The 25,081-nt window shown below is 73.5% G+C and carries 21 protein-coding genes; 6 read left to right on the top strand and 15 right to left on the bottom strand.

The window, feature by feature from the left end; all coding sequences use genetic code 11:
- Positions 1-108: 108 nt before the first annotated feature.
- On the bottom strand, positions 109-3,003 hold the full coding sequence (locus ACIQE0_RS16300; RefSeq protein ID WP_366335242.1) for a UPF0182 family protein: 2,895 nt from the start codon (positions 3,001-3,003) through the stop codon (positions 109-111).
- Between the two features lie 136 nt (positions 3,004-3,139).
- On the opposite strand from ACIQE0_RS16300, the gene ACIQE0_RS16295 reads away from it, so the two are divergent.
- A complete protein-coding gene (locus tag ACIQE0_RS16295; RefSeq protein WP_402332484.1) occupies positions 3,140-3,694 on the top strand; it encodes a PPA1309 family protein in 555 nt (184 codons plus the stop codon).
- A gap of 47 nt (positions 3,695-3,741) precedes the next feature.
- Here ACIQE0_RS16295 and ACIQE0_RS16290 read toward each other — a convergent pair whose 3' ends face one another.
- From ACIQE0_RS16290 to ACIQE0_RS16275, 4 genes are all read right to left on the bottom strand, one after another.
- Positions 3,742-4,836 carry a PDZ domain-containing protein gene (locus tag ACIQE0_RS16290; RefSeq protein WP_402332481.1) on the bottom strand — a complete coding sequence of 365 codons (1,095 nt, stop codon included), beginning with the start codon at positions 4,834-4,836 and terminating at the stop codon, positions 3,742-3,744.
- A gap of 99 nt (positions 4,837-4,935) precedes the next feature.
- Positions 4,936-5,130, bottom strand: coding sequence for a hypothetical protein (locus ACIQE0_RS16285; protein ID WP_366335177.1), 195 nt, complete (start codon positions 5,128-5,130; stop codon positions 4,936-4,938).
- A 272-nt stretch (positions 5,131-5,402) separates the two neighbouring features.
- On the bottom strand, positions 5,403-5,882 hold the full coding sequence (locus tag ACIQE0_RS16280; RefSeq protein WP_366335179.1) for a molybdenum cofactor biosynthesis protein MoaE: 480 nt from the start codon (positions 5,880-5,882) through the stop codon (positions 5,403-5,405).
- A 158-nt stretch (positions 5,883-6,040) separates the two neighbouring features.
- Complete coding sequence (locus ACIQE0_RS16275) at positions 6,041-7,189, bottom strand: SDR family oxidoreductase (RefSeq protein WP_366335181.1); 1,149 nt, start codon at positions 7,187-7,189, stop codon at positions 6,041-6,043.
- Between the two features lie 190 nt (positions 7,190-7,379).
- Here ACIQE0_RS16275 and ACIQE0_RS16270 point away from each other — a divergent pair, with 190 nt between their 5' ends.
- Entirely contained in the window at positions 7,380-8,876 is a 1,497-nt protein-coding gene (locus tag ACIQE0_RS16270; RefSeq protein WP_366335183.1) for a zinc-dependent metalloprotease, read from the top strand.
- Positions 8,873-9,415, top strand: a complete 543-nt coding sequence (locus ACIQE0_RS16265; protein ID WP_402332476.1) for an NUDIX hydrolase — start codon at positions 8,873-8,875, stop codon at positions 9,413-9,415. The genes ACIQE0_RS16270 and ACIQE0_RS16265 overlap by 4 nt, the downstream gene beginning before the upstream one ends.
- A 116-nt stretch (positions 9,416-9,531) precedes the next feature.
- On the opposite strand, the gene ACIQE0_RS16260 is transcribed toward ACIQE0_RS16265, so the two are convergent.
- Positions 9,532-11,031: a TerD family protein gene (locus ACIQE0_RS16260; RefSeq protein WP_402332474.1), complete on the bottom strand. Its 1,500-nt coding sequence runs from the start codon at positions 11,029-11,031 to the stop codon at positions 9,532-9,534.
- A 106-nt stretch (positions 11,032-11,137) separates the two neighbouring features.
- Entirely contained in the window at positions 11,138-11,749 is a 612-nt protein-coding gene (locus ACIQE0_RS16255) for a M48 family metallopeptidase (RefSeq protein ID WP_366335187.1), read from the bottom strand.
- A 189-nt stretch (positions 11,750-11,938) separates the two neighbouring features.
- On the opposite strand from ACIQE0_RS16255, the gene ACIQE0_RS16250 reads away from it, so the two are divergent.
- Both ACIQE0_RS16250 and ACIQE0_RS16245 read left to right on the top strand, forming a co-directional pair.
- Positions 11,939-13,075 carry a ThiF family adenylyltransferase gene (locus ACIQE0_RS16250; protein ID WP_402332780.1) on the top strand — a complete coding sequence of 379 codons (1,137 nt, stop codon included), beginning with the start codon at positions 11,939-11,941 and terminating at the stop codon, positions 13,073-13,075.
- A gap of 34 nt (positions 13,076-13,109) precedes the next feature.
- Positions 13,110-14,534 (top strand): ABC1 kinase family protein, encoded by a 1,425-nt coding sequence (locus ACIQE0_RS16245; protein ID WP_402332471.1) that lies wholly within the window; start codon positions 13,110-13,112, stop codon positions 14,532-14,534.
- Between the two features lie 3 nt (positions 14,535-14,537).
- Here ACIQE0_RS16245 and ACIQE0_RS16240 read toward each other — a convergent pair whose 3' ends face one another.
- The 5 genes from ACIQE0_RS16240 to ACIQE0_RS16220 form a co-directional block, all read right to left on the bottom strand.
- Positions 14,538-14,744, bottom strand: a complete 207-nt coding sequence (locus tag ACIQE0_RS16240; RefSeq protein WP_366335191.1) for a hypothetical protein — start codon at positions 14,742-14,744, stop codon at positions 14,538-14,540.
- Between the two features lie 116 nt (positions 14,745-14,860).
- The gene (locus tag ACIQE0_RS16235) at positions 14,861-15,178 is read right to left on the bottom strand and encodes a hypothetical protein (protein WP_366335193.1); all 318 of its coding nucleotides are present in this window, start codon (positions 15,176-15,178) and stop codon (positions 14,861-14,863) included.
- On the bottom strand, positions 15,175-15,525 hold the full coding sequence (locus ACIQE0_RS16230) for a WhiB family transcriptional regulator (RefSeq protein ID WP_366335195.1): 351 nt from the start codon (positions 15,523-15,525) through the stop codon (positions 15,175-15,177). The genes ACIQE0_RS16235 and ACIQE0_RS16230 overlap by 4 nt, the downstream gene beginning before the upstream one ends.
- Positions 15,526-15,643: 118 nt before the next feature.
- Positions 15,644-15,973 carry a hypothetical protein gene (locus tag ACIQE0_RS16225; protein WP_366335197.1) on the bottom strand — a complete coding sequence of 110 codons (330 nt, stop codon included), beginning with the start codon at positions 15,971-15,973 and terminating at the stop codon, positions 15,644-15,646.
- Positions 15,974-16,117: 144 nt separating this feature from the next.
- Positions 16,118-18,376, bottom strand: a complete 2,259-nt coding sequence (locus ACIQE0_RS16220; protein WP_402332467.1) for an ATP-dependent DNA helicase UvrD2 — start codon at positions 18,374-18,376, stop codon at positions 16,118-16,120.
- Between the two features lie 220 nt (positions 18,377-18,596).
- On the opposite strand from ACIQE0_RS16220, the gene ACIQE0_RS16215 reads away from it, so the two are divergent.
- Positions 18,597-18,842, top strand: a complete 246-nt coding sequence (locus tag ACIQE0_RS16215) for a mycoredoxin (RefSeq protein ID WP_366335201.1) — start codon at positions 18,597-18,599, stop codon at positions 18,840-18,842.
- A 93-nt stretch (positions 18,843-18,935) separates the two neighbouring features.
- On the opposite strand, the gene nudC is transcribed toward ACIQE0_RS16215, so the two are convergent.
- The 3 genes from nudC to ACIQE0_RS16200 all read right to left on the bottom strand — a co-directional run bounded on the left by nudC (position 18,936) and on the right by ACIQE0_RS16200 (position 25,035).
- Complete coding sequence (gene nudC / locus ACIQE0_RS16210) at positions 18,936-19,871, bottom strand: NAD(+) diphosphatase (RefSeq protein WP_366335203.1); 936 nt, start codon at positions 19,869-19,871, stop codon at positions 18,936-18,938.
- 75 nt (positions 19,872-19,946) lie between these two features.
- On the bottom strand, positions 19,947-21,347 hold the full coding sequence (locus ACIQE0_RS16205) for a dipeptidase (protein ID WP_366335205.1): 1,401 nt from the start codon (positions 21,345-21,347) through the stop codon (positions 19,947-19,949).
- A 10-nt stretch (positions 21,348-21,357) separates the two neighbouring features.
- A complete protein-coding gene (locus ACIQE0_RS16200; RefSeq protein ID WP_402332462.1) occupies positions 21,358-25,035 on the bottom strand; it encodes a UvrD-helicase domain-containing protein in 3,678 nt (1,225 codons plus the stop codon).
- Positions 25,036-25,081 lie beyond the last annotated feature (46 nt).

The raw sequence follows: 25,081 nt of genomic DNA, 5'->3' as shown, positions 1-25,081 counted from the left end.
CGTTGTGACTCCAACGTATCACGCCACGAGGACCGTGGTTGACACCCCGGGTCCCGGTGGCCGCCGGTACGAACCGGCGGCCACCGGGCCGGAGCCCCTGGCGGCGGCTCAGCTGCCCGCCTTGCCGCCCTTCTGGGACGCCTTGGCGGCGCGGTCCAGCGCCGCCTTCAGCTTCTTCTGGGCGTCGCCGTACGCGGCCCAGTCGCCCGCCACGCGCGCCTTCTCGCCCTCGTCGTACGCCTTCTCGGCGTCCGACAGGGCCTGCTGCACGGACTGGCCGGCCGGCGGCTGTTCGCCGGTCTGCTCCCCGCCGGGCGGGTTCTCCGGGCTGGTGCCGGTGCTCGGCGCCTTCTTGCCGAAGACGACGTCGAGCGCGTCCTTGAGGCTGTTCTCCAGGACGGGCTTGTTGTCGCCGTAGCTCACCAACACCTTCTTCAGGAGCGGGTAGTTGGTGTTGGCGCCGCGCAGGTAGACCGGTTCGACGTAGAGCAGGCCGCCGTCCAGGGGGACGGTCAGCAGGTTGCCGTACTCGATCTCCGAGTCGCCGAACTTCTTGAGGATGTTGAGCTCGTTGGCGATCGTCGGGTCGGAGTTGAACTTCGACTGGGCCAGCTGCGGTCCGGGCACCGGTGTCTGCGCCGGCAGCTTCAGCAGCCTGATCTTGCCGTAGTCAGCGCTGTTCGCATCGGCGTCGACGGCCATGAAGGCGCCCAGGTTGTCCTTCTTGTTGGGCGTGAAGGTCGTCGTCAGCGAGAACGCCTGGTCCTTCTGGTCGGGCATCTTCATGCTCAGGTAGTACGGCGGAACCGCGTTGCCCGACTTGGTGGTCGGGTCGCTGGGGATCTGCCAGCGCTCCGAACCGGTGTAGAAGGTGCCCGGGTCGGTGACGTGGTACGTGGTCAGCAGCTGGCGCTGCACCTTGAAGAGGTCCTGCGGGTAGCGCAGGTGGGCCTTCAGCTCGGGGCTTATGGCGCTCTTCTTCTCGACCGTGCCGGGGAACGCCTTCATCCAGGTCTTCAGGACCGGGTCCTTGGTGTCCCACTGGTAGAGCTTGACCGTGCCGTCGTAGGCGTCGACCGTCGCCTTGACCGAGTTGCGGATGTAGTTGACCTGGTTCTGCTGGGCCACCACCGCCCGCTGGCCGTTGGTGAGCGAGTCGGCGGTGCTGTCCCCGAGGGTGGTGCGCGAGGCGTACGGGTAGCCGTTGCTGGTGGTGTACGCGTCCACGATCCACTGGATCCGGCCGTCGATCACCGCCGGGTAGGCGTCGCCGTCGATGGTCAGCCAGGGGGCGACGGACTCGACGCGCTCCTTGGGCGTGCGGTTGTACAGGATCCGCGAGCCGTCGCCGATCGCGCCGGAGTAGAGGATCTGCGGCTCCCCGAACGCCACCGCGTACGCGGCGCGGTTGATCGGGTTGGCCAGGCTGACCCCGCTCTTGCCCTGGTAGCGGTAGCTCTTCTCACCGCTGTCGTCGGAGTAGTCCAGCTCCTTCTGCGGCCCGCCCACGATGGAGTACTGGGTGGTCTTCTCGCCGTAGTAGATGCGCTGCTCGTGCGGGGGCAGCTGCCCCCGGGAGGGCAGGTTGGCCTGGGTGTAGTCCGGGCCGCCGCCTTCGGCGGTCTCGGTCCCCTTGGCCGTGACGGCACCGTAGCCGTGGGTGTACTTGAAGTGGTCGTTGATCCAGTTGCGCTCGGGGATGCCGGCGATGTTCAGCTCGCGCAGGCCGATGACGGTGTCCTGCTCCTTGCCGTCCTGGTCCTTGTACCGGTCGACGTCCAGGGTGGACGGGAACTGGTAGTAGGCGCGCACCTGTTGCTGCTGCTGGAAGGCCGGGGAGACCACGTTCGGGTCGAGCAGCCGCATGCTGGCGGTGGTGTCCGCCGCGTCCCGCAGCCGCTGTCTGTCCTCCTTGGTGACCGGCTTGTAGTTGCCCTTGTAGGGCGTCACCTCGGCGTCCTGGACGTCGTACGCGTCCCGGGTCGCCTTGATGTTGTTCTTGATGTACGGCGCTTCCTTGGCCTGCTCGTTCGGCTGGACCTGGAACTTCTGGACGATCGCCGGGTACAGCCCGCCGATCAGCACGGCCGAGAGCACCATCAGGCCGAAGCCGATCACCGGCAGCTGCCAGGTGCGCCGCCAGAGGGTGGCGAAGAACAGGACCGCGCAGATCGCCGCGATGAAGAACAGGATGGTCTTCGCCGGGAGGTAGGCGTTGGCGTCGACGTAACGCAGACCGGTCCAGTTGTCGGCCGACTTCAGGCCGCTGGACTTCACCGCGAGGCCGTAGCGGTCGAGCCAGTACGCGACCGCCTTCAGGGAGACGAAGAGGCCCAGCAGCACCGAGAGGTGGCCGGTGGCCGCCGCGGTCGCCCGCGAACCGGGGCTGGTCAGCCGCAGTCCGCCGTAGAGGTAGTGGGTGAGGGCCGCGGCCACCAGGGACAGCACCGCGCAGGCGAAGCCGAAGCTCAGCAGGAAGCGGTACCAGGGCAGATCGAAGGCGTAGAACGAGACGTCCTTGTGGAACTGCGGGTCCGTCGTGCCGAACGGGACGCGGTTGACCCACTGGAGCCAGGTCCGCCACTCACCGGAGGCGGAGGCCCCGGCGATCAGCCCGATCACCGCGGTGACCGCGACCAGCGCCCACTTCTTGAACGGGGCGATGCCCATGCGGTAGCGGTCCAGGCTCTGCTGCTCCATGGACATCGCGGCGAGCGGCGGCCGCAGCCGGTGCGCCAGCCAGATGTTGATGCCGACGGCGATCGCCATCACGATGCCGAAGGTGAAGAACAGACCGATCTTGGTCCACAGGGTGGTGGTGAAGACCGAGGAGAAATGGACCGAGCGGTACCAGAGCCAGTCGGTCCAGAAGCCCGAGAACATCACGAAGAGCATGGCCAGCACGGCCAGCACGCCCAACGTCATGAGCAGGGTTCGGAACCGCCGCGACGGTCGGCCGACTCTGATCCGTGGCCCGGTGGGGCCTCCGCCGCGGTCCGGCATCTGGAAAGCCAAGGTGCGCACCTCGAAGTTCGCTGTCGTGTGGAGCAGGCCCGGCGATAGTAGGACCCAGTGATGCAACTTACGACGGCTTTACTCGGTTCCCGATTTCCGGGGTTCACAGGGCACGATGTTGGGCATGACCAACCTCCCCGTTGACGGCACCCCGCTCGCCGCCGACCCGCTGACCCGCGCAGTCCTCGAAATCGACGAGTACACCGCCGGGCTCGGCTGGGACCAGCCCGCCCGTTTGTTCGCCCTCGTCGACACCGCCAAGCTCCGTGCACAGGAGCCCTCGCTCGCCGCCCAGCTGGGCATCGACGAGTCGGCCGGTACGTCCCTGACCCCCATCGAGCAGGACGAGATCCCCGCCGGCGCCCCGCTGGACGAGTTCCTCGCCACCATCGCCTGGCCGGACGCCGTCGTCGGCTGCGCGCTGACCGTGGAGCGGTTGATGCTCCCGCCGTCCGCCGAGGAGGCCGAGCCGGCGGGCATGTCCGAGAAGCAGCTCGCCAAGTGGGTCGCCCAGCACCCCGAGCGCCAGGAGGTGCGGATGACGGTGGCCGTCCTCCGGGACGGCTCCCGGGAATCCGCGCTGCGGCTGCGCGAGAAGGACTCCACCTCCGAGGTGCTGACCGGCAAGGCGCTGGTGCCCGGCCTCGCGGAGGCGCTGTCGGCGACCTTCGAGGAGTAGAGGAAGCACGGGCGCGGCGGGCCGGACGGGCCCGCCGGCCGCCCCCGCTACCGGCCTGCCGTGCTACAGCTCGGCAGGCCGGCGGTGTTCTTCTCCCTGATCTTCTTCAGCGCCTGGACCGCGTCCCCTATGGAGCCGACCTTCACCAGGCGGAGGCCGCCGGGGGTGTCCTTCGCCGCGGCCGCGCAGTTGTCCTTGGGCGTCAGGAAGAACTCCGCGCCCTTCTCCCGCGCGCCGATCGTCTTCATCGAGATGCCGCCGATCGGGCCGACCTTGCCCTGGTCGTCGATGGTGCCCGTACCGGCGATGAACTTGCCGCCCGTCAGGCCGCCGCCGGGAGTGAGCTTGTCGACGATGCCGAGCGCGAACATCAGCCCGGCGCTCGGGCCGCCGACGTCCGCGAGCTTCACGTTGATGGGGAACGGGAAGATGTGGTCCAGCTGGGCCTGGATGCCCACCACCGCGCGACCGCCGTCGGACACCGTGGTGATCGTGACCTGCTTGATGGGACCCTCGGGCCGCCGGCCCTTCTTCTCCGCCGCGGCCGCGTCCTTGGCCGGGATGATGCCGAAGACCACCTTCTCACCCGGCTTGTGCTGGGTGACGAACTTCGCGACGTCGCCCGTCTGTTGGACGTTCTTCCCGTCCACCGTCTTGATCACATCGCCGGCGTGCAGCAGCCCGTCGGCCGGCTTGTCCTTCAGGACCGTGCCGACGACGGTCTGGGTGGCGACCGGGATGTCCAGCTGCTGGAGCGCGGCGGCCTTGGCGCTCTCCTGGGACTGGGAGAACTCCTCGGCGTTCTGCTGGTCGGCCTGCTCGGCCGTCTGCCCCTCGGGGTAGAGCGTCTTGTGCGGCACCACCGCGCTGTTGGGGTCCAGCCAGCCGTAGACCGCCTCGAGGAGGTTCATGCGGTAGTCGGGGCCGGTGACCCGGACCGTCGTCATGTTGAGGTGCCCGGTCGTCGGGTAGGTCTTCCGGCCGGAGATCTGGAGGACCGGCTCCCCCTCGTGTTCACCGAGGGTGTTGACCGTCGGTCCCGGCGTCATCTCCGCATACGGGACGGGAATCAGCACGCCGGCGCAGAGCAGCGCGATCAGCATCAAGGTCGAGGCGAGCAGCGTCGCGGTGCGGCGTGGCATGGAACGACAGTACGGGACGGGTATGACTACCGGCCCGCGGGGCCGTCCGTACGGGGACGGCCCTCCGCACCGGGCCGGCGGCCGAGGGGACGGACCGGGTCAGACCGGGTCCGAGACGTGCTCGGGGGCGGGCTCCGCGGCAACATGCTCCCGCTCCATCGCGGCGCGGAACCGCGCGTAGCCCGCCAGCTCTGCGCCGTCCCCGGACTTGCGATGGCGCATCGCCCAGCTGCTCCACATCGCAGCGGCCAGCCCGGCCAGCACCGGAATCAGCAGCCAGAGGAGCGCTCCCATGGCGACCTCCCTACCCCTCACGCGCCCGCGATCGACCCATAAGCAGATTAATCATCTGCCACGTCAACGCTGGTCCGGAGGGGCTGGTTACGCAACCGGAACCCACGGCACCGGTTCGGCCCCACGGGGGCGGGGGAAGGCGGTGCTCCGCCCCGGAAGACGGGACCTACGCGGCTACCCTCCGGCCCGTCGCCGGACCTCCACCCCCAGAAGACGGCGCTACGCGCCGACCCTCCCGCCCGTCACCCGACCTCCACCCCCAGGAGACGGCGCTACGCGCCGACCCATTCTTCTGTCCCGTCCGAGAACGTCTGGTGTTTCCAGATGGGGACCTCGTGCTTGAGGTCGTCGATCAGCTTGCGGCAGGCCGCGAACGCCTCCCCGCGGTGGGGGCAGGCGACCGCGACGACCACGGCCACGTCCCCGATGGCCAGATCGCCGACCCGGTGGACGGCGGCCAGCGCGCGGACCGGGTAGTCGGCGACGACCTTCTCGGCGACCCGGCGCAGCTCCGCCTCGGCGGTCGGGTGCGCGGAGTAGCCCAGGCCGTCGACGTCCGCGCCGCCGTCGTGCGAGCGGACGGTGCCGACGAAGAGGGCCGTGCCGCCCGCCGCCTCGTCCCCGACGGCCGTGAAGACCTCGTCCAGGGACAGCGGGGTGTCGCGGATCTCCAGGAGCCGGATGGGAGCCTCGGCGGCCTGCTCACCAGGGTGGTCGCGGCCGGTGGACGGCCGGGGGTGCGTACCAGACATGGTCCCATCGTGCCGTACCGGGAGCGCGGCCGGAACGGCGATCCCACCGGGCGCCCGCGGTCCCGTGGGGAGGCGCGTACCGGTCCGGCGGTCCGGCGGTCCGGTGTCGCGGTCCGGCCGTTCGGCGGTGTGCGGAGGCGGGCGGGGTGCCGGTGGCGTCAGATGCGGCGGCGGGCCTTGCGGGCGCGGCGGACCAGGGCCGCGGTGCCCAGGAGGGCGACCGTCGCGCCGGCGGCGCCGGCGGCGGTGGCGTCCTTGCGGCCGAGCCGGCGGCCGGCGACGGTGTGCCGTCCGGCGACCTCCTCCAGCAGTTCGGCGAGGACCTCCTCGTTGGCCCACCGGGGCCGCCAGCCCGCGTCGTGCAGCCGGCTGCCGCTGACCACCCAGGGGTGCATGGTGTACGCGAGGTCCCCGGCGGGCGACGGCGTCAGGCCGATCCGGTGCAGCCGGGCGGCGGCGCCCAGCGCCACCGAGGACGGCAGCTCCATCCGCCGGATACCGGAGAGCTCCTCGACCTCCTCCTGCTCCAGCCACCCGTCGCAGCCCACCGCCAGCTCGCCCTCGACCTTCTCCAGCGCGGCGTACTCCAGGGCGCTGACCAGGTCCTCCACGTGGCAGAACTGCCAGGCGGGGCGGGATCCGGCGACGACCAGGAGGCGCGGCGACTCGAAGTAGCGGGTCAGCGCGGTGTCGGTGCCGCCGACCAGGACGGCGGGGCGCAGCACGGTGACGTTCAGGCCCGGGTGGGCGCGCGGGGCGCGGCGCGCCAGGTGCTCGATCTCCAGGAGGTCGCCGACGCCGGTGGCGTCCGCGGTGGCGCGCAGTTCGGCGTCCTCGGCGAGCGGGACGTCGTTGTCGGGCAGCGCCCCGTAGACCATCGCGGAGGTGCACAGCACCACCCGGTGGACGCCGGCGGCCGCGGCGGCGGTCAGCACGGTCTGGGTGCCGCGCACGTTGTAGGCGGTGCGGGCCGCGGCGTCGGTCTCCAGGTCGAGATCGAGCGCGAGGTGGACCACGACGTCCGCTCCGCGCAGTTTGTCGGCGATGGCGGGGTCGCGGACGTCCAGGACGTGCCACTCCGCCTCGGCGACGTCGCCAGGTCGCTCGTCGATGGCCACCACCTGTTTGACCTCGTCGGACTCGACCAGGGCGCGGACGAGCAGCGCACCGACTCCGGAAGCGGCTCCGGTGACGGCGACGACGGGGCGGCGCAGCGGCCGGTCCGCGTCGGCCGGGCTGCGGTCCGCCTGTGCGGTGGTGGCGGCAGCGTTTCGCGCTGCGCGAACGGTTGGATCTGGGGAACTCACCGGGCGTCTCCAGCGGTTGTCTTCAGTACGGGCGCGACGGACGCGTGCGTACCAGGTGGCGTCCATCCTGCCCCAGCCACCGGGACAGCGAAGCACCGAGCCCCAGGGCGGGGCGAGTGTCTACGCTGGAGGTGATGTCGGGCAGCCGCCGTCGGCGAAGGGCCGGCGGCCCTACGAGCCGAGGAAACCCGTGAGTGACACCCCATTTGGATTCGGCCTTCCGCCGGAGGAGCCGGAGGACGGCGACAACGGCAAGCAGAAGGGCGGCCAGGGAGGTAGCCAGGGCCCCGCGAACCCCTTCGGGTTCGGCGGCGGGAGCGGCGACGCGGACAATCCGTTCGCGGCGCTCTTCGGCGGCATGGGGGCACCCGGCGGCCAGATGAACCCTGGCGACCTCGGCGCCGCCTTCCAGCGCCTCGGCCAGATGCTCTCCTACGAGGGCGGCCCGGTGAACTGGGAGATGGCCAAGGACATCGCGCGGCAGACCGTCGCGCAGGGCGCCGAGGACGGCAGCAAGGACGCCAGCGTCTCCCCCGGTGAGCGTTCGGCCGTCCAGGACGCCGTGCGGCTCGCGGACCTCTGGCTGGACGGCGTGACGTCGCTCCCGTCGGGCGCCGGCTCGGTGGTGGCCTGGAGCCGCGCCGAGTGGGTCGAGGAGACCCTGCCGGTGTGGAAGGACCTGGTCGACCCGCTCGCCGAGCGGGTCGGTGCGGCGATGGGTGATGTGCTGCCCGAGGAGATGCAGGCCATGGCGGGCCCGCTGCTCGGGATGATGCGCTCCATGGGCGGCGCGATGTTCGGCACCCAGATCGGGCAGGCGCTGGGCGTGCTGGCCTCCGAAGTCGTCGGGTCGACGGACGTCGGCCTGCCGCTGGGCCCGGTCGGCAAGGCCGCGCTGCTGCCGGCGAACGTCAAGGCGTTCGGCGCCGGACTGGGCGTCCCGGAGGAGGAGGTGCGGCTCTACCTGGCGCTGCGTGAGGCGGCCCACGGGCGGCTCTTCGCCCATGTGCCGTGGCTGCGCTCGCACCTCTTCGGTGCCGTCGAGGGCTATGCGCGCGGCATCAAGGTCGACACGACCAAGCTGGAGGACATGGTCGGCCAGATCGACCCGCAGCACCCCGAGGAGCTGCAGAACGCCCTCCAGGGCGGCATGTTCCAGCCCGAGGACACCCCGGAGCAGAAGGCCGCGCTGGCCCGTCTGGAGACCGCGCTGGCGCTCGTCGAGGGCTGGGTCGACGCGGTGGTGCACGCCGCGGCCAAGCCGCATCTGCCGTCCGCCGACAAGCTCCGCGAGACGCTGCGGCGGCGCCGGGCCACCGGCGGTCCGGCCGAGCAGACGTTCTCCACCCTGATCGGGCTCCAGCTGCGTCCGCGGCGCCTGCGGGACGCCTCGCGGCTGTGGGCCTCCCTGACGGACGCGCGGGGCCTGGACGGCCGCGACGGCCTGTGGGAGCACCCGGACATGCTGCCGACCGCGGCCGACCTGGACGACCCGGACGGCTTCGTCCACCACGAGCACGCCGACTTCTCCGAGCTCGACAAGATGCTGGGCGAGGCGGCGAGCGGCGCCGCGCCGGATCTGACCAAGCGGTCCGAGGACGCCGGCGGCGAGGGCGCGTCGGGCGGCAAGGACGAGGGCGGCGCGCGCGGCCCCGAGGACGAGGGCAAGGGCGGCGGCGCCCAGTGAGCCTGCGGGACGTCGCGGCGCGGGTGCTCAAGGAGTGGCCCGCGCCGTCGGCCGACCAGGAGGGGCTGCGGCTGGCCTATCTGGACCACCTCGCGGCCCATCAGGACGGCATGTGGAAGCCGTGCAGGGCCGGGCATCTGACGGCCAGTGCGCTGGTGATCGACCCGGAGGGCGGCCGCGTACTACTCACCCTGCACCGCAAGTTGGAGATGTGGCTCCAGATGGGCGGCCACTGCGAGCCCGAGGACGCGTCCCTGGCCGATGCGGCGCTGCGGGAGGCGCGCGAGGAGTCCGGGATCGCGCAGGGGTTGACGCTGCTGGGCGGTGGGCCGGTGCGGCTGGACCGCCATCAGACGCCCTGCGCGGTGCACTTGGACGTCCAGTACGCCGCGCTGGCGCCGGCCGACGCGGTGGCGGCGATCAGCGACGAGTCCCTGGACCTGCGCTGGTTCCGCTACGACGAGGTGCCCGCGGTCGCCGACGCGTCGGTGGTCCGCCTGGTGGCGGACACCCGGGCGCTGCTGTCCGCGGCAACGTGACGCCGACCCAGGCTTCCTGACGCTGTGTCATATCCGGCGCCCGCCCCCTCGGGGGCGGGCGCCGGATGCGTTATGCGGGCCGTGCCGGTGGGCGCCGGCCGCCGCGTCCGCGCCGGTCAGTGCCCCCGGCGCGAATCGCCCTGGTAATGATCCCCGGCGCCCGGCGCCCCGTCGGGGCCGCCCTGCTCCGCCCCGGGGTGCCACGGTCCCCCACCGCCCTCGGGGACCTGCGCACCCTGCCCCGGATACGGGGCGTACGGGGCCCCCGGGGGTTGCTGTCCCGGCTGACCGTACGCACCGGGCGGCGGAAGCGGAACGGGCTGCCCCTGGGGCACGCCGTACCCGCCGGGCGGCAGAGGCTGCTGACCATAGGCGGGCGGCGGCGGAGGCTGCTGGCCATACGGAGACGGCGGGGGCTGCTGCCCGTATACGGGCGGGGGCGGCGGCTGCTGACCGTACGCAGGCGGCGGCTGTTGACCGTATGCGGGCGGCGGCTGTTGACCGTATGCGGGCGGCGGAGGCGGCTGCTGACCGTACAGGGGCAGCGGCGGAGGCTGCTGCCCGTATGCAGGCGGCGGAGGCTGCTGACCGTACGGGGGCAGCGGTGGGGGCTGTTGACCGCCGGGTGCCTGGCCGTGCGGAAGCGGGGGCGGCGGGGGCGGGCCCTGCACACCGATGGGCGGCGGCGGAAGCGGCGGCGGAGGCGCCCCGTGCGGGCCCGGGGGCGGCGGGGGCGGGCCCGGTGTGCCCTGGGGCGGCAGCGTCCCGCCCGGCGGGACCATCGGCGCAACGACCGTGGGCGCACTGTGGATTTGCGCGGCGGACGGCTCCGGGGACTGCGCGACGGACGGCTGCGGCAGCGGGGGCGGGCCCGACTGGGGCGGATACGGCGCGGGCTCGCGCGGGTCGGGAATGGACGGCGCCGGGGCGTGCACGGCGGACACGGGCGGCGCCGGTGCGGGGTCGGGCGCCGGTGCGGAGGCGGGCACGCCCTGTGCGGTGGCAGGCGGTGCCGGAGCCTCCGCGGCGGGTGGGGCCGACGTGGCCGCGGCGGGCGGTGTCGGCGCCTCTCCCGCGTCCTCCGCCTCCTCCAGGATCTCGCCGCCGAAGTTGGTCAGCAGCGCCTCCAGTCCGCCGTCGAAGCCTTGGCCCACCGCGGCGAACCGCCAGACGTCCTTCAGATAGAGGTCACCGAGCATCACGGCACGTTCGGTGCTGAACTCGGCCCCGCCGAAGGGATAGCGGGCCACTTCCCGGCCGCCGGCGACGATGCGCAGGAAACCGGGGCCGATCTGCGACATCTGCCCCTCGCCGTCGATGGCGGCGGTGAAGGTCAGCTTCCGCACCTGCGCCGGGACACGGTCGAGGGCGACGCGGAAGGAGGCGGTGTCGCCGTCCTGCGGCCCGAGCAACTGGATCGCTTCCTCGGGCGACTTGGGCTGGTTGTAGAAGACGAAGTAGCGATCGTCGGAGAGACGCTCGTCGGCGTCCAGTCCGAAACAGCTGATGTCGACGACCAATCCGGGACCGGCGATCTGCACGCCGACGTACAGGTCCCGTTCGGTCGTCAGATCGGCAAGCCTGGCCTTGTGGCCGCGCTGGAATTCCCTGGCCATGGACAGCGGCCCTCCCCCTGCGCCTCGCGTTGAGTCCGTACTCCCGCCAGGCTAACCGCTGGCACGGACAACGGGCGCTCCCGGGACGCACCCGGTGCCTCGCCGGTCAGCGGCGGCGGGCGGCGGGCAGATGCGGCAGCCGGTCGGCGGCCACCACGCCTTCGAGGTAACCGCGGGCCCGTTCGGTGCGCGGATAGGACTCCAACAGGCGCCAGAACTCCGGTCCGTGGCCGGGGACGAGGAGGTGCGCCAACTCGTGCAGCAGGACGTAGTCGATGACGTACTCGGGCATGCCCTGGAGGCGGTGCGACAGGCGGATGCTGCCCTCGGCCGGGGTGCACGATCCCCAGCGGGTGTTCTGGTTGGTGACCCAGCGCACCGACGCCGGCCGGGCCCGGCCGGCGAGGTACTGACCGGCGAGCCGCTCGGCCCGTTCGGCCAGGTCGCCGTCGCCGAGCATCCGCCTGCTCTCCTGGGCGGCGAGCTTGTCCAGCATGACGGAGACCCAGCGCTGCTCCTCGGCCTGCGACATCCGGGCCGGGATCAGGACGATGGTGCGGTCGCCCTCGCGGTACGCGGAGACCGTCCGGCGCCGTCGCGCACTGCGGCGCACCTCGACCGCGCGGGCCGACGGGCTCGGCTCGTCCCGGCGCGGGCGGTCGGTGGCGCGGCGCAGGGGCGTCTCCCCGGATCCACGCGGAGAAGGGTCGGCGGGCACGCGCCCGACGTTACCCGCTGGCACTGCGGGAAGTCCCGCCGCACGGACGGTTCGCCACCTGAACGCCCCCGGCGTGCACGCGTTGTACGACGAATGCCCGTCGCCTGTGGATAACTTCGGCCCCGTTCCTGCGGTCGGCGCATGCTGGAGTCCGGTCGAGGAGGAACGGGGGCGGATGACATGCATCCGATGCTCAAGCCCGCGCTGCGGCGCGGCTGGCGGGACCGGGAGACGGTGCGGTTCGGGGTGGCGCCGGCCCATGCGCGGGTGGTCGGGCCGGTCGATGTGGCGACCGGCTGCTTCATCGAGCTGATCGACGGCACCCGCTCGCTGCGGCAGTTGGTCGACCAGGCCGCGGCGCTGGACGTCCCGCCGGAGCGGGCGCGCGGGGTGGTGGAACGGCTCGGCGCGGCCGGACTGTTGGAGCCGGCGGCGGACGGGCCGGCGGAGGGTGCCGTGCGGGCGGACGGTGCGGCCGTCGAGCGGCTGCGGGCGGATCTGGCCGCGCTGTCGGTGCGGCAGCCCGGGGACGGGCCGGGGCCGCTGGCGCGGATGGGGGTGCGCCGGTCGGTCCGGGTCAAGGTGAAGGGGGCGGGGCGGGTGGGCGCCCAGATCGCGGCGCTGCTGTCGGCCTCGGGGGTCGGCCGGGTGGACGTGGTGGACGGCGGCACGGTCGCGCCGTGGGACGTGGTGCCGGGCGGGCCGGCGGCCGGGCAGATCGGCGAGCGGCGGGGCGAGGCCGCCCGCCGGCTGGTCCGGGAGTCCTCCCCGTGGAGCCGCCGGCCCCGGTCCGGCGCCCCGGTCACCGAGTCCGGCGAGCCCGGCATCTCCCTCCTGGTGCTCGCGCCGCGCGACGGCCTCGGCGCCTACGCCCCCGATCCCGTGCTCGCCGAGCCGCTGCTGACCGCCGGCATCCCGCACCTCTACGCGGGCGTGCTGGAGGGCACGGGAGTGGTGGGCCCGCTGGTGGTGCCCGGCGTCTCGGCCTGCGCCGGCTGCGACGAGCTCCGGCGCACCGACGCCGAGCCGGCCTGGCCGCGGCTGCTCGCGCAGTGGCGCTCGGGGCGCGGCACGCCGGCGGTGCCGGCCTGCGACGCCGCGCTGGCCACGGCGGTGGCCGGGCTCGCCGCCGTCCAGGCGCTGGCGTTCCTCGGCGGCGAGCCCCCGCCGTGCACGGGGGCGCGGATGGAACTCCCGCTGCCGTGTGCGAGCGTGCGGACGGTGCGGATCGCCCCGCATCCCGAGTGCGGCTGCGCCGCCGCCGCGGTACGGGCCGTGGCAGACGTCTCGGTTCCTCGGCCGCGACACGCCACAATGACGGGATAACCCCGGTAGGGGACGGTGTGAGTTGGAGGGGCGCATGTCTGATCTTCCCCGCAAGGCGGTCACCCGGACCGCCAAGCTGGCCGCGCTGCCGCTGGGGTTCGCCGGCCGTGCCACCTGGGGCCTGGGCAAGCGGATCGGCGGCCGGTCCGCCGAGATCGTCGGCCGGGAGCTCCAACAGCGCACCGCGGAGCAGCTCTTCAAGGTGCTCGGTGAGTTGAAGGGCGGTGCGATGAAGTTCGGCCAGGCGCTGTCCGTCTTCGAGTCGGCGCTGCCCGAGGAGGTCGCCGGCCCCTACCGCGCGGCCCTGACGAAGCTTCAGGAGGCGGCGCCGCCGATGCCGACGAGCACCGTGCACGGCGTGCTGGCCGAGCAGTTGGGCGCCGACTGGCGGGAGCTGTTCGAGGAATTCGAGGACAGGCCGGCCGCGGCGGCGTCCATCGGGCAGGTGCACCGGGCGGTGTGGCACGACGGCCGCGAGGTGGCCGTCAAGGTGCAGTACCCGGGGGCGGGCACGGCGCTGCTGTCGGATCTGACGCAGCTCAGCCGGTTCGCGCGGCTGCTCGGGCCGCTGATCCCGGGCATGGACGTCAAGCCGCTGATCGCCGAGTTGCGCGACCGGGTCTCGGAGGAGCTGGACTACGCCCTGGAGGCCGAGGCCCAGCAGGCGCACGCCGCGGAGTTCGCCGACGATCCGGACGTGGTGGTGCCGGCGGTGGTGCACCAGAGCGACCAGGTCCTGGTGACGGAGTGGCTGACGGGGCTGCCGCTGTCCGAGGTGATCGCCGACGGCACCGAGGAGCAGCGGGACCGGGCCGGGCAGCTGCTGGCCCGCTTCCTCTTCTCCGGTCCGGCCCGCACGGGGCTGCTGCACGCCGATCCCCATCCGGGCAACTTCCGGCTGCTCCCCGGGGAATCACCGGACGGGCCGGTGGCGGAGTGGCGGCTGGGCGTCCTGGACTTCGGCACCGTCGACCGGCTGCCGGACGGACTGCCGCCGACGATCGGCACATCGCTGCGGATGGCGCTGGACGGCGAGGCGGACGCGGTCTACCGCCTGCTGTGCGAGGAGGGCTTCGTCAAGGAGTCCATCGCGCTGGATCCGGACGAGGTGCTGGACTACCTGCTGCCGATCATCGAGCCCGCGCAGGTGCACGCCTTCACCTTCACCCGGGGCTGGATGCGCCGGCAGGCGGCCCGGATCGGCGATCCGCGCTCCCCCGCCCACCAGTTGGGCAAGCAGCTCAATCTGCCGCCCTCCTACCTGCTGATACACCGTGTGACGTTGAGCACCATCGGGGTGCTGTGCCAGTTGGGGGCGACGGTGCGGCTGCGCGACGAGTTGGAGGCGTGGATGCCGGGGTTCCTGCCCGACGCCTACGAGGAGGACGCCACCGAGGAAGGCGCGGCGGAGGCGGGCGCGGCGGACTCCGCCGGGAGCCCGGCGGAGAGTCCGGCCTGACCCTCACCACCGGCTCGAATCCAGCCGGCCCTCGATGGCACGGATGTTGTCCCGGGCACAGCGGTCGCAGAAGTACCGGCGCTCGCCGTTCTCGACCGAGCAGGTCCAGGTCGGCGGGGCGCCCTCGGCCACCGCGCCGCAGCGCGCACACACCGTGCCGTCGGAGGTCAACTCCGCCTGCTGCTGCGTCTGATGCGTCGTCTGGTCCACCGTCCGACGGTATCCCCGCCGGCCCCGTGAAGCCGGGCGCAACGCAGTGCGGGGCCCGTCCGGTCGGACGAGCCCCGTACTGAAGTCGGCTCAGTGTGCGGTACCGGGGTGTCCGGTCACTGCATCACGGCCATGGCCAACGCCCGGCGGGCACGCAGCGACGCGCGCTCGGCGCGCCGCTGCATCCGCCGCGCGGCGGCGAGCCGGTGGCCCCTCCGTTCGGATTCGGCCTCGTGGAGGCGATGTTCCACATGGGCCCTGGCCAGGGCTTCTGGCATGAGTTGCATGGCGAGGTTCCTGTTCTGACGCGACTCGAGCGTGCCGGAGTTCGCGGGGGCGGGGGTCTCGTTGAAAGACGGATTCATGGTGGGGTCCTGCTTCTGGGGGTCCCGGGTGACGGGACGGTCGATCGTTCCTGTGCGCGCGGTGCTCATGCCGCGACCGGGTTCTTGCGCGGACGGCCCCGCGGACGCTTCCGCGGCACGACGACGCCCTGGACGAAGAGCTCACCGCCCCACACGCCCCACGGCTCCCGGCGGTCCTTGGCACCGGCCAGGCAGGCCTCGCGTACCGGGCAGGTCTGGCACAGCGTCTTGGCGTACTCGACGTCGGCCGGGGACTCGGCGAAGAAGACCTCGGGGTCGTAGGTGCGGCAGGGGACGGCGGTGCCGAGGCGGTCGATCTCGTCGTCGAGCTCGGTGAGGGGCAGCAAGGGGTTCTCCTGGAGGTCGGGCGGAGGGATCAGGTCGGTGGCGGACGGGGTGTGCGTCGTGAGTTGCACGGTGTGTGTTCCTCGTCTGTTCCGGCCCGGCTGGTGGCGGGCACGTTGGGCAAAACAAAAGGACCGCGGATCCCGGTGTGGGTTCCGCGGCCCTGGAAGGTGCCGACCTGATCGCCGATCAGGCTGGATCTCTCCAGGATTCGAGGCCGCGGTAGGCCCACATGTCATGCTGCGACGGGTACTGCTTCCGGGATTCGGCACCATCGGCGGCCGTGGCGAGGACAATGGCGTTGGCCGCTGCCGTCGCTACCGCTGCCGCGGGTGCCTCGGTCGGTCGCACGGTGCGCTCGCCCGCCGTCAGGACGGCGAGGGACTCGACACGCGCGACCTCGGTACCGGAGGGACGGCCGAAGCCGGACAGACCGGTGCCCAGGAGCGAGACGCCAAGAGCGCAGGGGGCGACGACCGAGAGATCGGTCATTTTGTTGGTCTCGATGAAGCTGATCACTGGGCTCGCCTCCTCTCGGCGTCGTAGGGGACCGGGGTAACCCGATCCGGGGTGTTCAAGTACAGCACGGAACCATCGGATCCCGGAAGTTCCAGTGTTTCCGTTGCTCCCGAAGGCTATGGGGATGCGCTCCGCGCGCGCAAACTATTTTTCCGAAGAGTTTTCCGCGCCCTCTCCGCGCCCCTCCGCGGCGCCCGCGCCGGGCTCCTCACCGGCGCAGATCGCCAGGACGTCGGCGCCGAAGCGATCGAGCTTGCGGCGGCCCACGCCGGGGATGACGGCCAGTTCCTCGGCGCTCCCCGGGACCACTTCGGCGATGGCCATCAGGGTCTTGTCGGTGAAGACGCAGTAGGCGGGCTGGCGGGTCGCGGCGGCCTGTCCGGAGCGCCAGTCCCGCAACCGCTCGTAGAGCGCCTCGTCCAGCTCCGAGGGGCAGTCCTCGCAGCGCATCAGCTTCATCTCGCCGGGGTCGGTCAGGGTGCGGTTGCAGACCCGGCAGCGGGCGGGGCTGCGGTGCGTGCGGCGGGACCGGCCGGGGGCCGCAACGGCGCTGCCGCGCTCGACGCCGCCGGTGGCCCCACCCGGGGCGGCGCGGTAGCGGGACCCGCCGGAGCCGGACCGCAGGCCGTCGAGGAAGCGGCTGGCGCTGCGCGAGGGCCGTCCGCCGGGCGAGCGGGCCAGCGACCAGGACAGCGCCAGGTGGCGCCGGGCGCGGGTGATGCCGACGTAGAGGAGCCGGCGCTCCTCCTCGATCTGCTCGTCGGTCCGGGCGTGGTGGATCGGCAGCATGCCCTCGGTGAGGCCGACCAGGAACACCGCGTCCCACTCCAGGCCCTTGGCGGCGTGCAGCGAGGCGAGGGTGACGCCCTCGACGGTCGGGGCGTGCTGGGCGGCGGCCCGCTCGTCGAGTTCGGTGACGAGATCGGCGAGGGTGGCGGTGGGCCGGGCCCGGGCGAAGTCCTCGGCGAGCCGCACCAGGGCGGCGAGCGACTCCCAGCGGTCGCGCACGGCGCCGGAGCCGGCCGGCGGACGGTCGGTCCAGCCCATGTCGCTGAGCACCGCGCGCACCTCGGAGGGCAGGCCGGCCGCGCCGTCCAGCAGGGTGTCGTTGCCCCCGAAGCGGGCCGCGCCGCGCAGTTTGACGCCGGCCTCGCGGACCTCGGGCCGCTCGAAGAACCGCTCGGCGCCGCGGAGCTGGTAGGGCACGCCGGCGTCGGCGAGGGCCTGTTCGTAGACCTCGGACTGGGCGTTGATGCGGAAGAGGACCGCGATGCCGCTCGCCGGGACGCCGGCGGCGATCAGGTCGCGGATGCGGCGGGCGGTGCCCTCGGCCTCGGCGGGCTCGTCGGCGTACTCGGTGAACACCGGCTCGGTGTCCGGCTCGCGCTGCGAGACCAGCTCCAGGCGGTGCTCGGCGGCGCGGCCCCGGGCCCGGGAGAGCAGGCCGTTGGCGAGGTGGACGACCTGGGGAGTGGAGCGGTAGTCGCGGACGAGCTTGACGACCGTGGCGTGCGGATGGCGGTGGCGGAAGTCGAGGAGGTGGTCGGGGGTGGCGCCGGTGAAGCTGTAGATGGTCTGGCTGGCGTCGCCGACCACGCACAGGCTGTCGCGGTCGCCCAGCCACAGCTCCAGCAGCCGCTGCTGGAGCGGGCTGACGTCCTGGTACTCGTCGACGACGAAGTGCTGGTACTGGGCGCGGACCTGCTCGGCGATGTCGTGCCGGTCCTGGAGGACGCCGACGGTGAGCAGCAGCACGTCCTCGAAGTCGATGGTGCCGCGGTCGCGCTTGAGCTGCTCGTACGCGGCGTAGATCTGGCCGATCTCGGCGGGGTCGCGGGGGGCCTCGCGGCCGGCCTTGGCGACCGCGGCCGAGTAGTCGGCGGGCACCGTCTGGGTGACCTTGGACCACTCGACCTCGCCGGTGACGTCGCGCAGTTCGTTGCGGTCGAGCCGGATGCGGCAGCGGGCGGCGGCCTCGGCGACCAGCGGGCCCTTGCGGTCCAGCAGCCGGGGCAGCTCGCCGCCGACCGCGCGGGGCCAGAAGAACTGGAGCTGGCGCAGGGCCGCGGAGTGGAACGTGCGGGCCTGCACCCCGGTCGCGCCGAGCTGCCGGAGCCGGCCGCGCATCTCGCCGGCGGCACGGGCGGTGAAGGTGACCGCGAGCACGCTGGAGGGCTGGAGGATGCCGGCCCGGACGCCGTAGGCGATGCGGTGGGTGATCGCCCGGGTCTTGCCGGTGCCGGCGCCGGCCAGGACGCACACCGGTCCGTGCAGGGCGGTGGCGACCTCGCGCTGCTCGGGGTCGAGCCCGTCGAGCACCTCGTCGGGCCCACTCGGCGGAGCCGGGTACGCGGACCCGCCCGGGACCTGCGGGAAGAGAGTGGCGTCCGTTGCTGCTGTCACCCAACCATGCTGCCAGGTCCGCGAAGGCCCGCGGGAAAGTCGTCCACACCGCCCGGGACCGGTCGTACCGGCGGGCCCGGCTGGGGACGGCGGTGGAGGGCCGGCGGGCGGCCGGGAATGGTCCGGGGGCCTGGGGCGTTGTAAGGGGCGTGCCACGGCGTCGGCAGGATGCGCGTGGCACTTGATCACGATCTACACCGAGCTAAGGAGCGCGGGACGCATGGCGGGCACTGTGACGATGTACAGCACGACCTGGTGCGGTTACTGCCGTCGACTGAAGGGCCAGATGGACCGCGAGGGCATCGCCTACACCGAGATCAACATCGAGCAGGACCCGGAGTCCGCGGCGTTCGTGGAGAAGGCCAACGGCGGCAACCAGACGGTGCCGACCGTGCTCTTCGCCGACGGCACGACGCTGACCAACCCGTCCCTGGCGCAGGTCAAGCAGAAGGTCGCCGCGGCCTGAGGGTCCGGCGCACCGCCGTGGCGGGGCCGCCGGCCGGTCCGGTGAGGGAGCCGGTCGGCGGCCCAATCATGCCCGCGGCCCGGGCCGTGGGGGTCACGGCCTGGGCAGCGGCTTGCCGTACCACTTCTCGATGAGCCGCGCGGCGATGGAGATGCCGTAGGGCGGGAGGACCTCACCGGAGGCGAAGGCGGCGGCCAGGTCGTCACGGGAGAACCACCGGGCCTCCTCGATCTCCTCGCCGTCCACCCGGATCTCCGAGGAGGTGGCGCGCGCCATGAAGCCCAGCATCAGGCTGGAGGGGAACGGCCAGGGCTGGCTGGCGACGTACTCGACGTCGCCGATGACGACCCCGGCCTCCTCGTAGACCTCGCGGGCCACCGACTGCTCGATGGACTCGCCCGGCTCGACGAAGCCGGCGAGGGTGGAGAACCGGCCCTCGGGCCAGTGCACCTGGCGGCCGAGCAGCGCGCGGTCCTGCTCGTCGGTGACGAGCATGATCACGGCCGGGTCGGTGCGCGGGTAGTGCTCGGCGCCGCAGGCCGGGCAGCGGCGGATGTGGCCGGCCGCCGCGATGACCGTCCGCTCCCCGCAGCGGGAGCAGAAGCGGTGCATCCGCTGCCAGTTCTCCAGGGCCACGGCGTGCACGAGGAGGCCGGCGTCCCGGGGGGAGAGCAGCATGCCGGCCTCGCGGAGCCCGGCGGCCCGTGCGGACTGGTCCAGGCGACCGGGCAGCGCGTCCTTCTGGAGGGCGAAGTAGCTGATCCCGTCCGCGTCGGTGCCGAGGTAGTAGCGGTGGGCCTCGGTCGGCGGCGCCTCGAAGGACGCCGTCATGATCAGTTCGGTGCGGCCGTCGGGGGTGTCGTCGATCAGCGCCTGGCCCCCGGACACCACGAAGACGCGCGTCGTCGGGTGGCTCCAGGCCGCCGCCAGCCACGCCTCGTCGAGGCGGTGGTGGGCGGAGCGGTCAATTCCGCTCGGCGCGCTGAAGGTGAGCGGCCTCTCGGCCTCGCGTTCGGTCCAGATGGTCACGACTGTTTCCAACTCCCCCTATGGCGTGGGTGATTGCTGCGTGCGGGCGCGGAGCCGTTCGGCGGTGCGCGCGGGTCAGGACGGGCGCCAGGCGTCCGCCAGGTCGCCCCAGAGGTGGGCGGCGGTCTCGACGCCCTTCATCAGCAGGTCGAGTTCGACCTTCTCGTTCGGTGCGTGCCAGCCGTCGGAGGGCACCGAGATGCCCAGGAACAGGACCGGGACACCGAGGACGTCCTGGAGGTCGGCCGCCGGGCCAGAACCGCCCTCGCGGGTGAAGCGGACCGTGGTCTCGAAGGCGCGGCCCATGGCGCGCACCACGGACTGCAGCGCGGGGTGGTCGAGCGGGGTGAGGCAGGGGCGGGTGGCGCCCCAGAAGGTGATCTCGTGGCGGATGCCGGCCGGGAGCCGGTCGGCCACCCAGGCGCGGACGGCCCGCTGGACGGCCTCGGCGTCCTGGCCGGCGACCAGCCGGAAGGAGAGCTTCAGCTGGGCCGAGGACGGGACGATGGTCTTGCCGCCGGGGCCCTGGTAGCCGCCGCCGATGCCGTTGACCTCGGCGGTGGGGCGGGCCCAGATGCGCTCCAGGGTGGAGGCGCCGGCCTCGCCGAGGGTGGCGTGCGAGTGCGCGGTGCGCAGCCAGCGCTCCTCGTCGAAGGGCAGCTCGGCGAAGAGCTCCCGTTCGCGGTCGGTGAGCTCGATCACGCCGTCGTAGAAGCCGGGGATCGCGACCCTGCGGTCGGCGTCGTGCAGGCCGGCGGCGAGCCGGGCCGCCTCGGTGGCCGGGTTGGGCACCGCGCCGCCGAACGAGCCGGAGTGGATGTCCTGGTCCGGGCCGTACAGATCGATCTGGCAGTCGGTCAGGCCGCGCATGCCGGTGCAGACGGTGGGGGTGTCGGCGGCCCACATGCCGGTGTCGGAGACGATCACCGCGTCGCAGGCCAGGCGGTCGGCGCGCTCCTTGATCAGGGCCGGGAAGTTCGGGGAGCCGGACTCCTCCTCGCCCTCGATGAGGAGCTTGAGGTTGACCGCGGGGGCGGTGCGGCCGGTCGCGGCGAGGTGCGCGCGGACGCCCAGGGTGTGGAAGAACACCTGCCCCTTGTCGTCGGCGGCGCCGCGCGCGTAGAGCTTGCCGTCGACGGTCACCGGCTCGAAGGGGTCGGTGTGCCAGCCGTCCTCGCGGGCGGCGGGCTGGACGTCGTGGTGGCCGTAGACGAGCACGGTCGGGGCGGACGGGTCCCCGGAGGGCCACTCGGCGAAGACCGCGGGCAGCCCCTCGGTCTCCCACACCTCGGTGACCGGGAAACCCGTCCCGGCGAGCTTGGCGGCGAGCCACTCGGCGCTGCGGCGCACATCGGCGGCGCGGCCGGGGTCGGCGGAGACGGAGGGGATGCGCAGCCACTGGGCGAGGTCGTCGAGGAAGGCGTCGCGGTGGCCGGCGATGTACGCGCGGACGGCGTTGTCCGGGGTGGTGCTCATACGCCCGAGCCTATCGGCCTTCCGGGGGATACCGGCCGGGGGTCTCGCCCCTCAGGATCCGTTCGAGCCCGTCCCGGCCCGGTAGACGGGCGGGTCTGACCACTTCTCCGGTGCGGACGAAGAGGAACGCGGTGCCGACCTCGGCTGGGTCCAGGCCGTACCGCTCGGCCCAGGCCAGGCGGTAGACGGCCAGCTGGAGGGGGTCCGCGCCGCCGGCGCCGGAGGGGAGGTTGCGGCCGGTCTTCCAGTCGACGATCTCGAAGCGGTCGCCGCCCGGGCCGGGCTCCTTGTAGACCGCGTCGATCCGGCCGCGGATCACCCGCCCGGCGAGCGTCATCCGGAACGGGACCTCCACCCGGAACGGTGCCCGCCGGGCGTACGGGGTCCGGGCGAACGCCTCCTTCAGGGCCGCCAGGTCCTGCTCGTCGGCGATCTCCGCGTCCTCGCCCGGCTCGGCGCCGGGGAGCTCCTCCGGGCCGAGCAGCGGCAGCGGCAGCTCCTCGAAACGGGACTGGACCCAGGCGTGGAAGCGGGTGCCGCGGCGGGCCGCGGGCTGCGGCGGGCGCGGCATCGGGCGGGCCAGCTCGCGGGCGAAGCCGTCCGGGTCGGCGGCGATCTGGAGGAGCTGGGTGGCGGTGAGCGAGGCCGGGAGCGGGACGTCGCGGACCCGCGCGCGGGAGCTGCGCAGCTCGGCGGCGAGCGCCTCCAGATCGCGGTCCCAGGAGGCCGCGAGGCGGCGCTCCTCGGGGGGCAGCGGGTGGGGCTGCCCGCCCGTGGGGCCTTCGGTGGCGGCCGGGTCGGGCTCGGCGGAGCGCTGGGCGATCAGACGGGGGCGCGGGGTGTCGCCGTACGGGGGCGCGTCGGCGCGCCCGGCCTCGTCGGCGGACGCGGGCGCGTCGGCGTACGGGGACTCGCCGTACGGCGCCTCGTCATACGGGACGCCGTCGAACGGCGCGGGGACGTGCGCCTCGTCGAACGGCACGGAGGCGTCGTCGTACGGCGGCTCGCCGTAGGGGTCGTAGGGGGCGTCCTCGGCGTCCGGGGGCGGCTCGTCGCCGTAGCGGGCCGCCCACTCCTCGTCGTCCGGTGGCGGTGGCCACTCCGCGTCGTACGCGGGGGGCGGGGCCTGGGGGGAGGGGGCCGGGGCGGCGTCCGGTGCGAGGCGGGCGAGGTGGGCGCGGACGGTGGCGGCGGCCGCGCGGCGGCGGGCCCTGGCGGTCTCGTCCAGGGGCAGCGGCCAGGGCCGGTCGACGGTGGCCTCGGCCAGGGCGGGATTCTCCGCGCCCTCCTCGGGCGGGTCGGCCCAGGCCTCGATCTCGCCGTGGCCGGCCTCGCAGTGCTCGCGGAGCGCCGTGAGGAAGGCGGACGGGCCGCGGGGGCGCTTCTGGCTGGGGCCCCACCAGTGGCCGGAGCCGAGGAGGAGGGAGCGGGGGCGGGTGAACGTGACGTAGCCGAGGCGGAGTTCCTCGGTCTCCTGGTGGAGCCGCATCGACTCCTTGAAGTCCTTCACGCCGCGGGCGCTCCACTCCCCCACCTCGGGCAGGGTCGCGGCGTCGCCGCGCAGGGCGTGCGGCAGCACCTTCGCGCGGCTGGTCCACGCCTCGCGGGCCTGCTCGCTGGGGAACTGCTTGGCCACCAGGCCGGGCACCGCGACGACGTCCCACTCCAGGCCCTTGGACTTGTGGGCGGTGAGCACCTTGACGGTGTTCTCGCCACCGGGGAGGGAGCTGTCCAGGCCCTTCTCGTACTGGACGGCGGTGCGCAGGAAGCCGAGGAAGGCGAGCAGGCTCGCCTCGCCGTCGAGGGCGGCGCCGCCCTCCTTGGCGGCGAACCCGGCCGCGACGTCCAGGAAGGTGCCCAGGGTCTCCCGGCGGCGGGCGGCGAGGGCGTGCGGCGAGGCGGACAGCTCGACCTCCAGGCCGGTGACGGCGAGGATGCGGTGGAGCACGTCCATCAGCGGATCGGCCAACGAGCGCCGCAGATCGCGGAGTTCGGTGGCCAGGCGGGCGAAGCGGACCTTGGCCTCCGGGGAGAACGGCAGGCCGTCGTCGGGGCCGCCGGCCTCCAGGAAGGTGTCCAGCGCGTCGGCGAGCGAGACCGTCTCGGCCGGGTCGACGCCCTCGACGGCGGCGGCCAGGCGGCGCTCGGGGTCGTCGTCGGGAGCCGTGGGGCGGGCCAGGGCGCGGGCCCGGCGGCCCAGGAGGGCCAGGTCGCGGGGGCCGATCCGCCAGCGGGGGCCGATCAGCAGGCGGACCAGGGAGGCGTTGGCCGTCGGGTCCTGGAGGACCTCGCAGACCGCGACCAGGTCGGCGATCTCGGGGAGGTGGAGCAGTCCGGAGAGGCCGACGACCTCCACCGGGACGTCCCGCGCCACCAACTCGCCCTGGATATGGGCGAAGTCGGCGGCGGAGCGGCACAGCACCGCGATCCCGCCGGGCGGGGTGCCGGTGCGCACCAGGTGGGCGAGGGAGTCGGCGAGCCAGGTGAGTTCCTCGCCGTGGGTGGGCAGCAGGGCGCAGCGGACCACGCCGTCCCGCTCGGCGCCGGGGGCGGGCCGCAGCGCCTCGACGCCGGCGTGCATGGCGCGCAGCGGGGCGGCGAGGCCGTTGGCGAGATCCAGCAGGCGGCCGCCGCTGCGGCGGTTCTCGCTGAGTGCGAAGCGGCGGGCCGGGGTGCCGTCGGCGAACGGGAAGTGCTCGGGGAAGTCGTCCAGATTGGCCACCGAGGCGCCGCGCCAGCCGTAGATGGCCTGGCACGGGTCGCCGACGGCGGTGACGGCATGGCCGGTGGCGGTGCCGCCGGCGGCGCCGAACAGGCCGGAGAGCAGCAGGCGTTGGGCGACGGAGGTGTCCTGGTACTCGTCGAGGAGGACCACCCGGAACTCCTCGCGCAGCAGCGCGCCGACCTCGGGGCGGGTGGTGGCCAGGGTGGCCGCCAGCGCGATCTGGTCGCCGAAGTCCAGCAGATCGCGGCGGCGCTTCTCGCGGCGGTAGGCGCCGACCAGGTCGAGCAGCTCCAGCCGGCCGCGGGCGGCCTCGGGGACCTTGCGCAGATCGGCGTTGCTGAGCTTGGCGCGCTCCAGCTCGGCGAGCAGGGCGGTGTCGTGGGCGTGCAGGGCGGGCGGGGCCACCAGGTGCTCGGACAGCTCGCCGTCGAGGGCGAGGAGGTCCTCCACGAGGGTGGGCAGCGAGGTGGTGAGGGAGGGGTAGGGGCCGGGGGCGGCGCGCAGGGTGCGGGCGGCGAGCTGGAAGCGGGTGGCGTCGGCGAGCAGGCGGGCGCTGGGCTCCAGGCCGATGCGCAGGCCGTGGTCTTTGAGGAGCTGGCCGGCGAAGGCGTGATAGGTGGAGATCCGCGGCTCCCCGGGGGGCGTCTCGGCGCCGCCCGGACCCTCAGGAAGGCCGTCGGGGTCGGTGACGCCGGCCGCCAGGAGGGCCGCCCGGACCCGCTCGGCCAGCTCCCCCGCGGCCTTGTTGGTGAACGTCAGCCCCAGGACCTGCTCGGGAGCGACCTGGCCGGTGCCGACCAGCCACACCACCCGCGCGGCCATGACGGTGGTCTTGCCCGAACCGGCGCCGGCCACGATGACCTGCGGGGCGGGCGGGGCCGTGATGCACGCCGTCTGCTCCGGGGTGAACGGGATGCCCAGCAGCTCCTTGAGCTGCTCGGGGTCGCTGATGCGGGCTGACACGTCAAACACCGTAACCGCCGCCACCGACATTCCCGCCCCGGCGACC

Origin of the sequence: Streptomyces sp. NPDC093097 (assembly GCF_044754325.1) — a bacterium.
Classification (GTDB): domain Bacteria; phylum Actinomycetota; class Actinomycetes; order Streptomycetales; family Streptomycetaceae; genus Streptomyces.
The sequence above is the reverse complement of the archived record's forward strand: the minus strand, read 5'-3'. Positions and strand labels throughout refer to the sequence as shown.

Coding starts and splice junctions, on each gene's coding strand:
- ACIQE0_RS16280 (WP_366335179.1), bottom strand. CDS start 5,882: ATGTCTGGTACGCACCCCCGGCCGTCCACCGGCCGCGACCACCCTGGT.
- ACIQE0_RS16290 (WP_402332481.1), bottom strand. CDS start 4,836: ATGCCACGCCGCACCGCGACGCTGCTCGCCTCGACCTTGATGCTGATC.
- ACIQE0_RS16285 (WP_366335177.1), bottom strand. CDS start 5,130: ATGGGAGCGCTCCTCTGGCTGCTGATTCCGGTGCTGGCCGGGCTGGCC.
- ACIQE0_RS16295 (WP_402332484.1), top strand. CDS start 3,140: ATGACCAACCTCCCCGTTGACGGCACCCCGCTCGCCGCCGACCCGCTG.
- ACIQE0_RS16215 (WP_366335201.1), top strand. CDS start 18,597: ATGGCGGGCACTGTGACGATGTACAGCACGACCTGGTGCGGTTACTGC.
- ACIQE0_RS16245 (WP_402332471.1), top strand. CDS start 13,110: ATGTCTGATCTTCCCCGCAAGGCGGTCACCCGGACCGCCAAGCTGGCC.
- ACIQE0_RS16235 (WP_366335193.1), bottom strand. CDS start 15,178: ATGAGCACCGCGCGCACAGGAACGATCGACCGTCCCGTCACCCGGGAC.
- ACIQE0_RS16205 (WP_366335205.1), bottom strand. CDS start 21,347: ATGAGCACCACCCCGGACAACGCCGTCCGCGCGTACATCGCCGGCCAC.
- ACIQE0_RS16260 (WP_402332474.1), bottom strand. CDS start 11,031: ATGGCCAGGGAATTCCAGCGCGGCCACAAGGCCAGGCTTGCCGATCTG.
- ACIQE0_RS16250 (WP_402332780.1), top strand. CDS start 11,939: ATGCTCAAGCCCGCGCTGCGGCGCGGCTGGCGGGACCGGGAGACGGTG.
- ACIQE0_RS16300 (WP_366335242.1), bottom strand. CDS start 3,003: ATGCCGGACCGCGGCGGAGGCCCCACCGGGCCACGGATCAGAGTCGGC.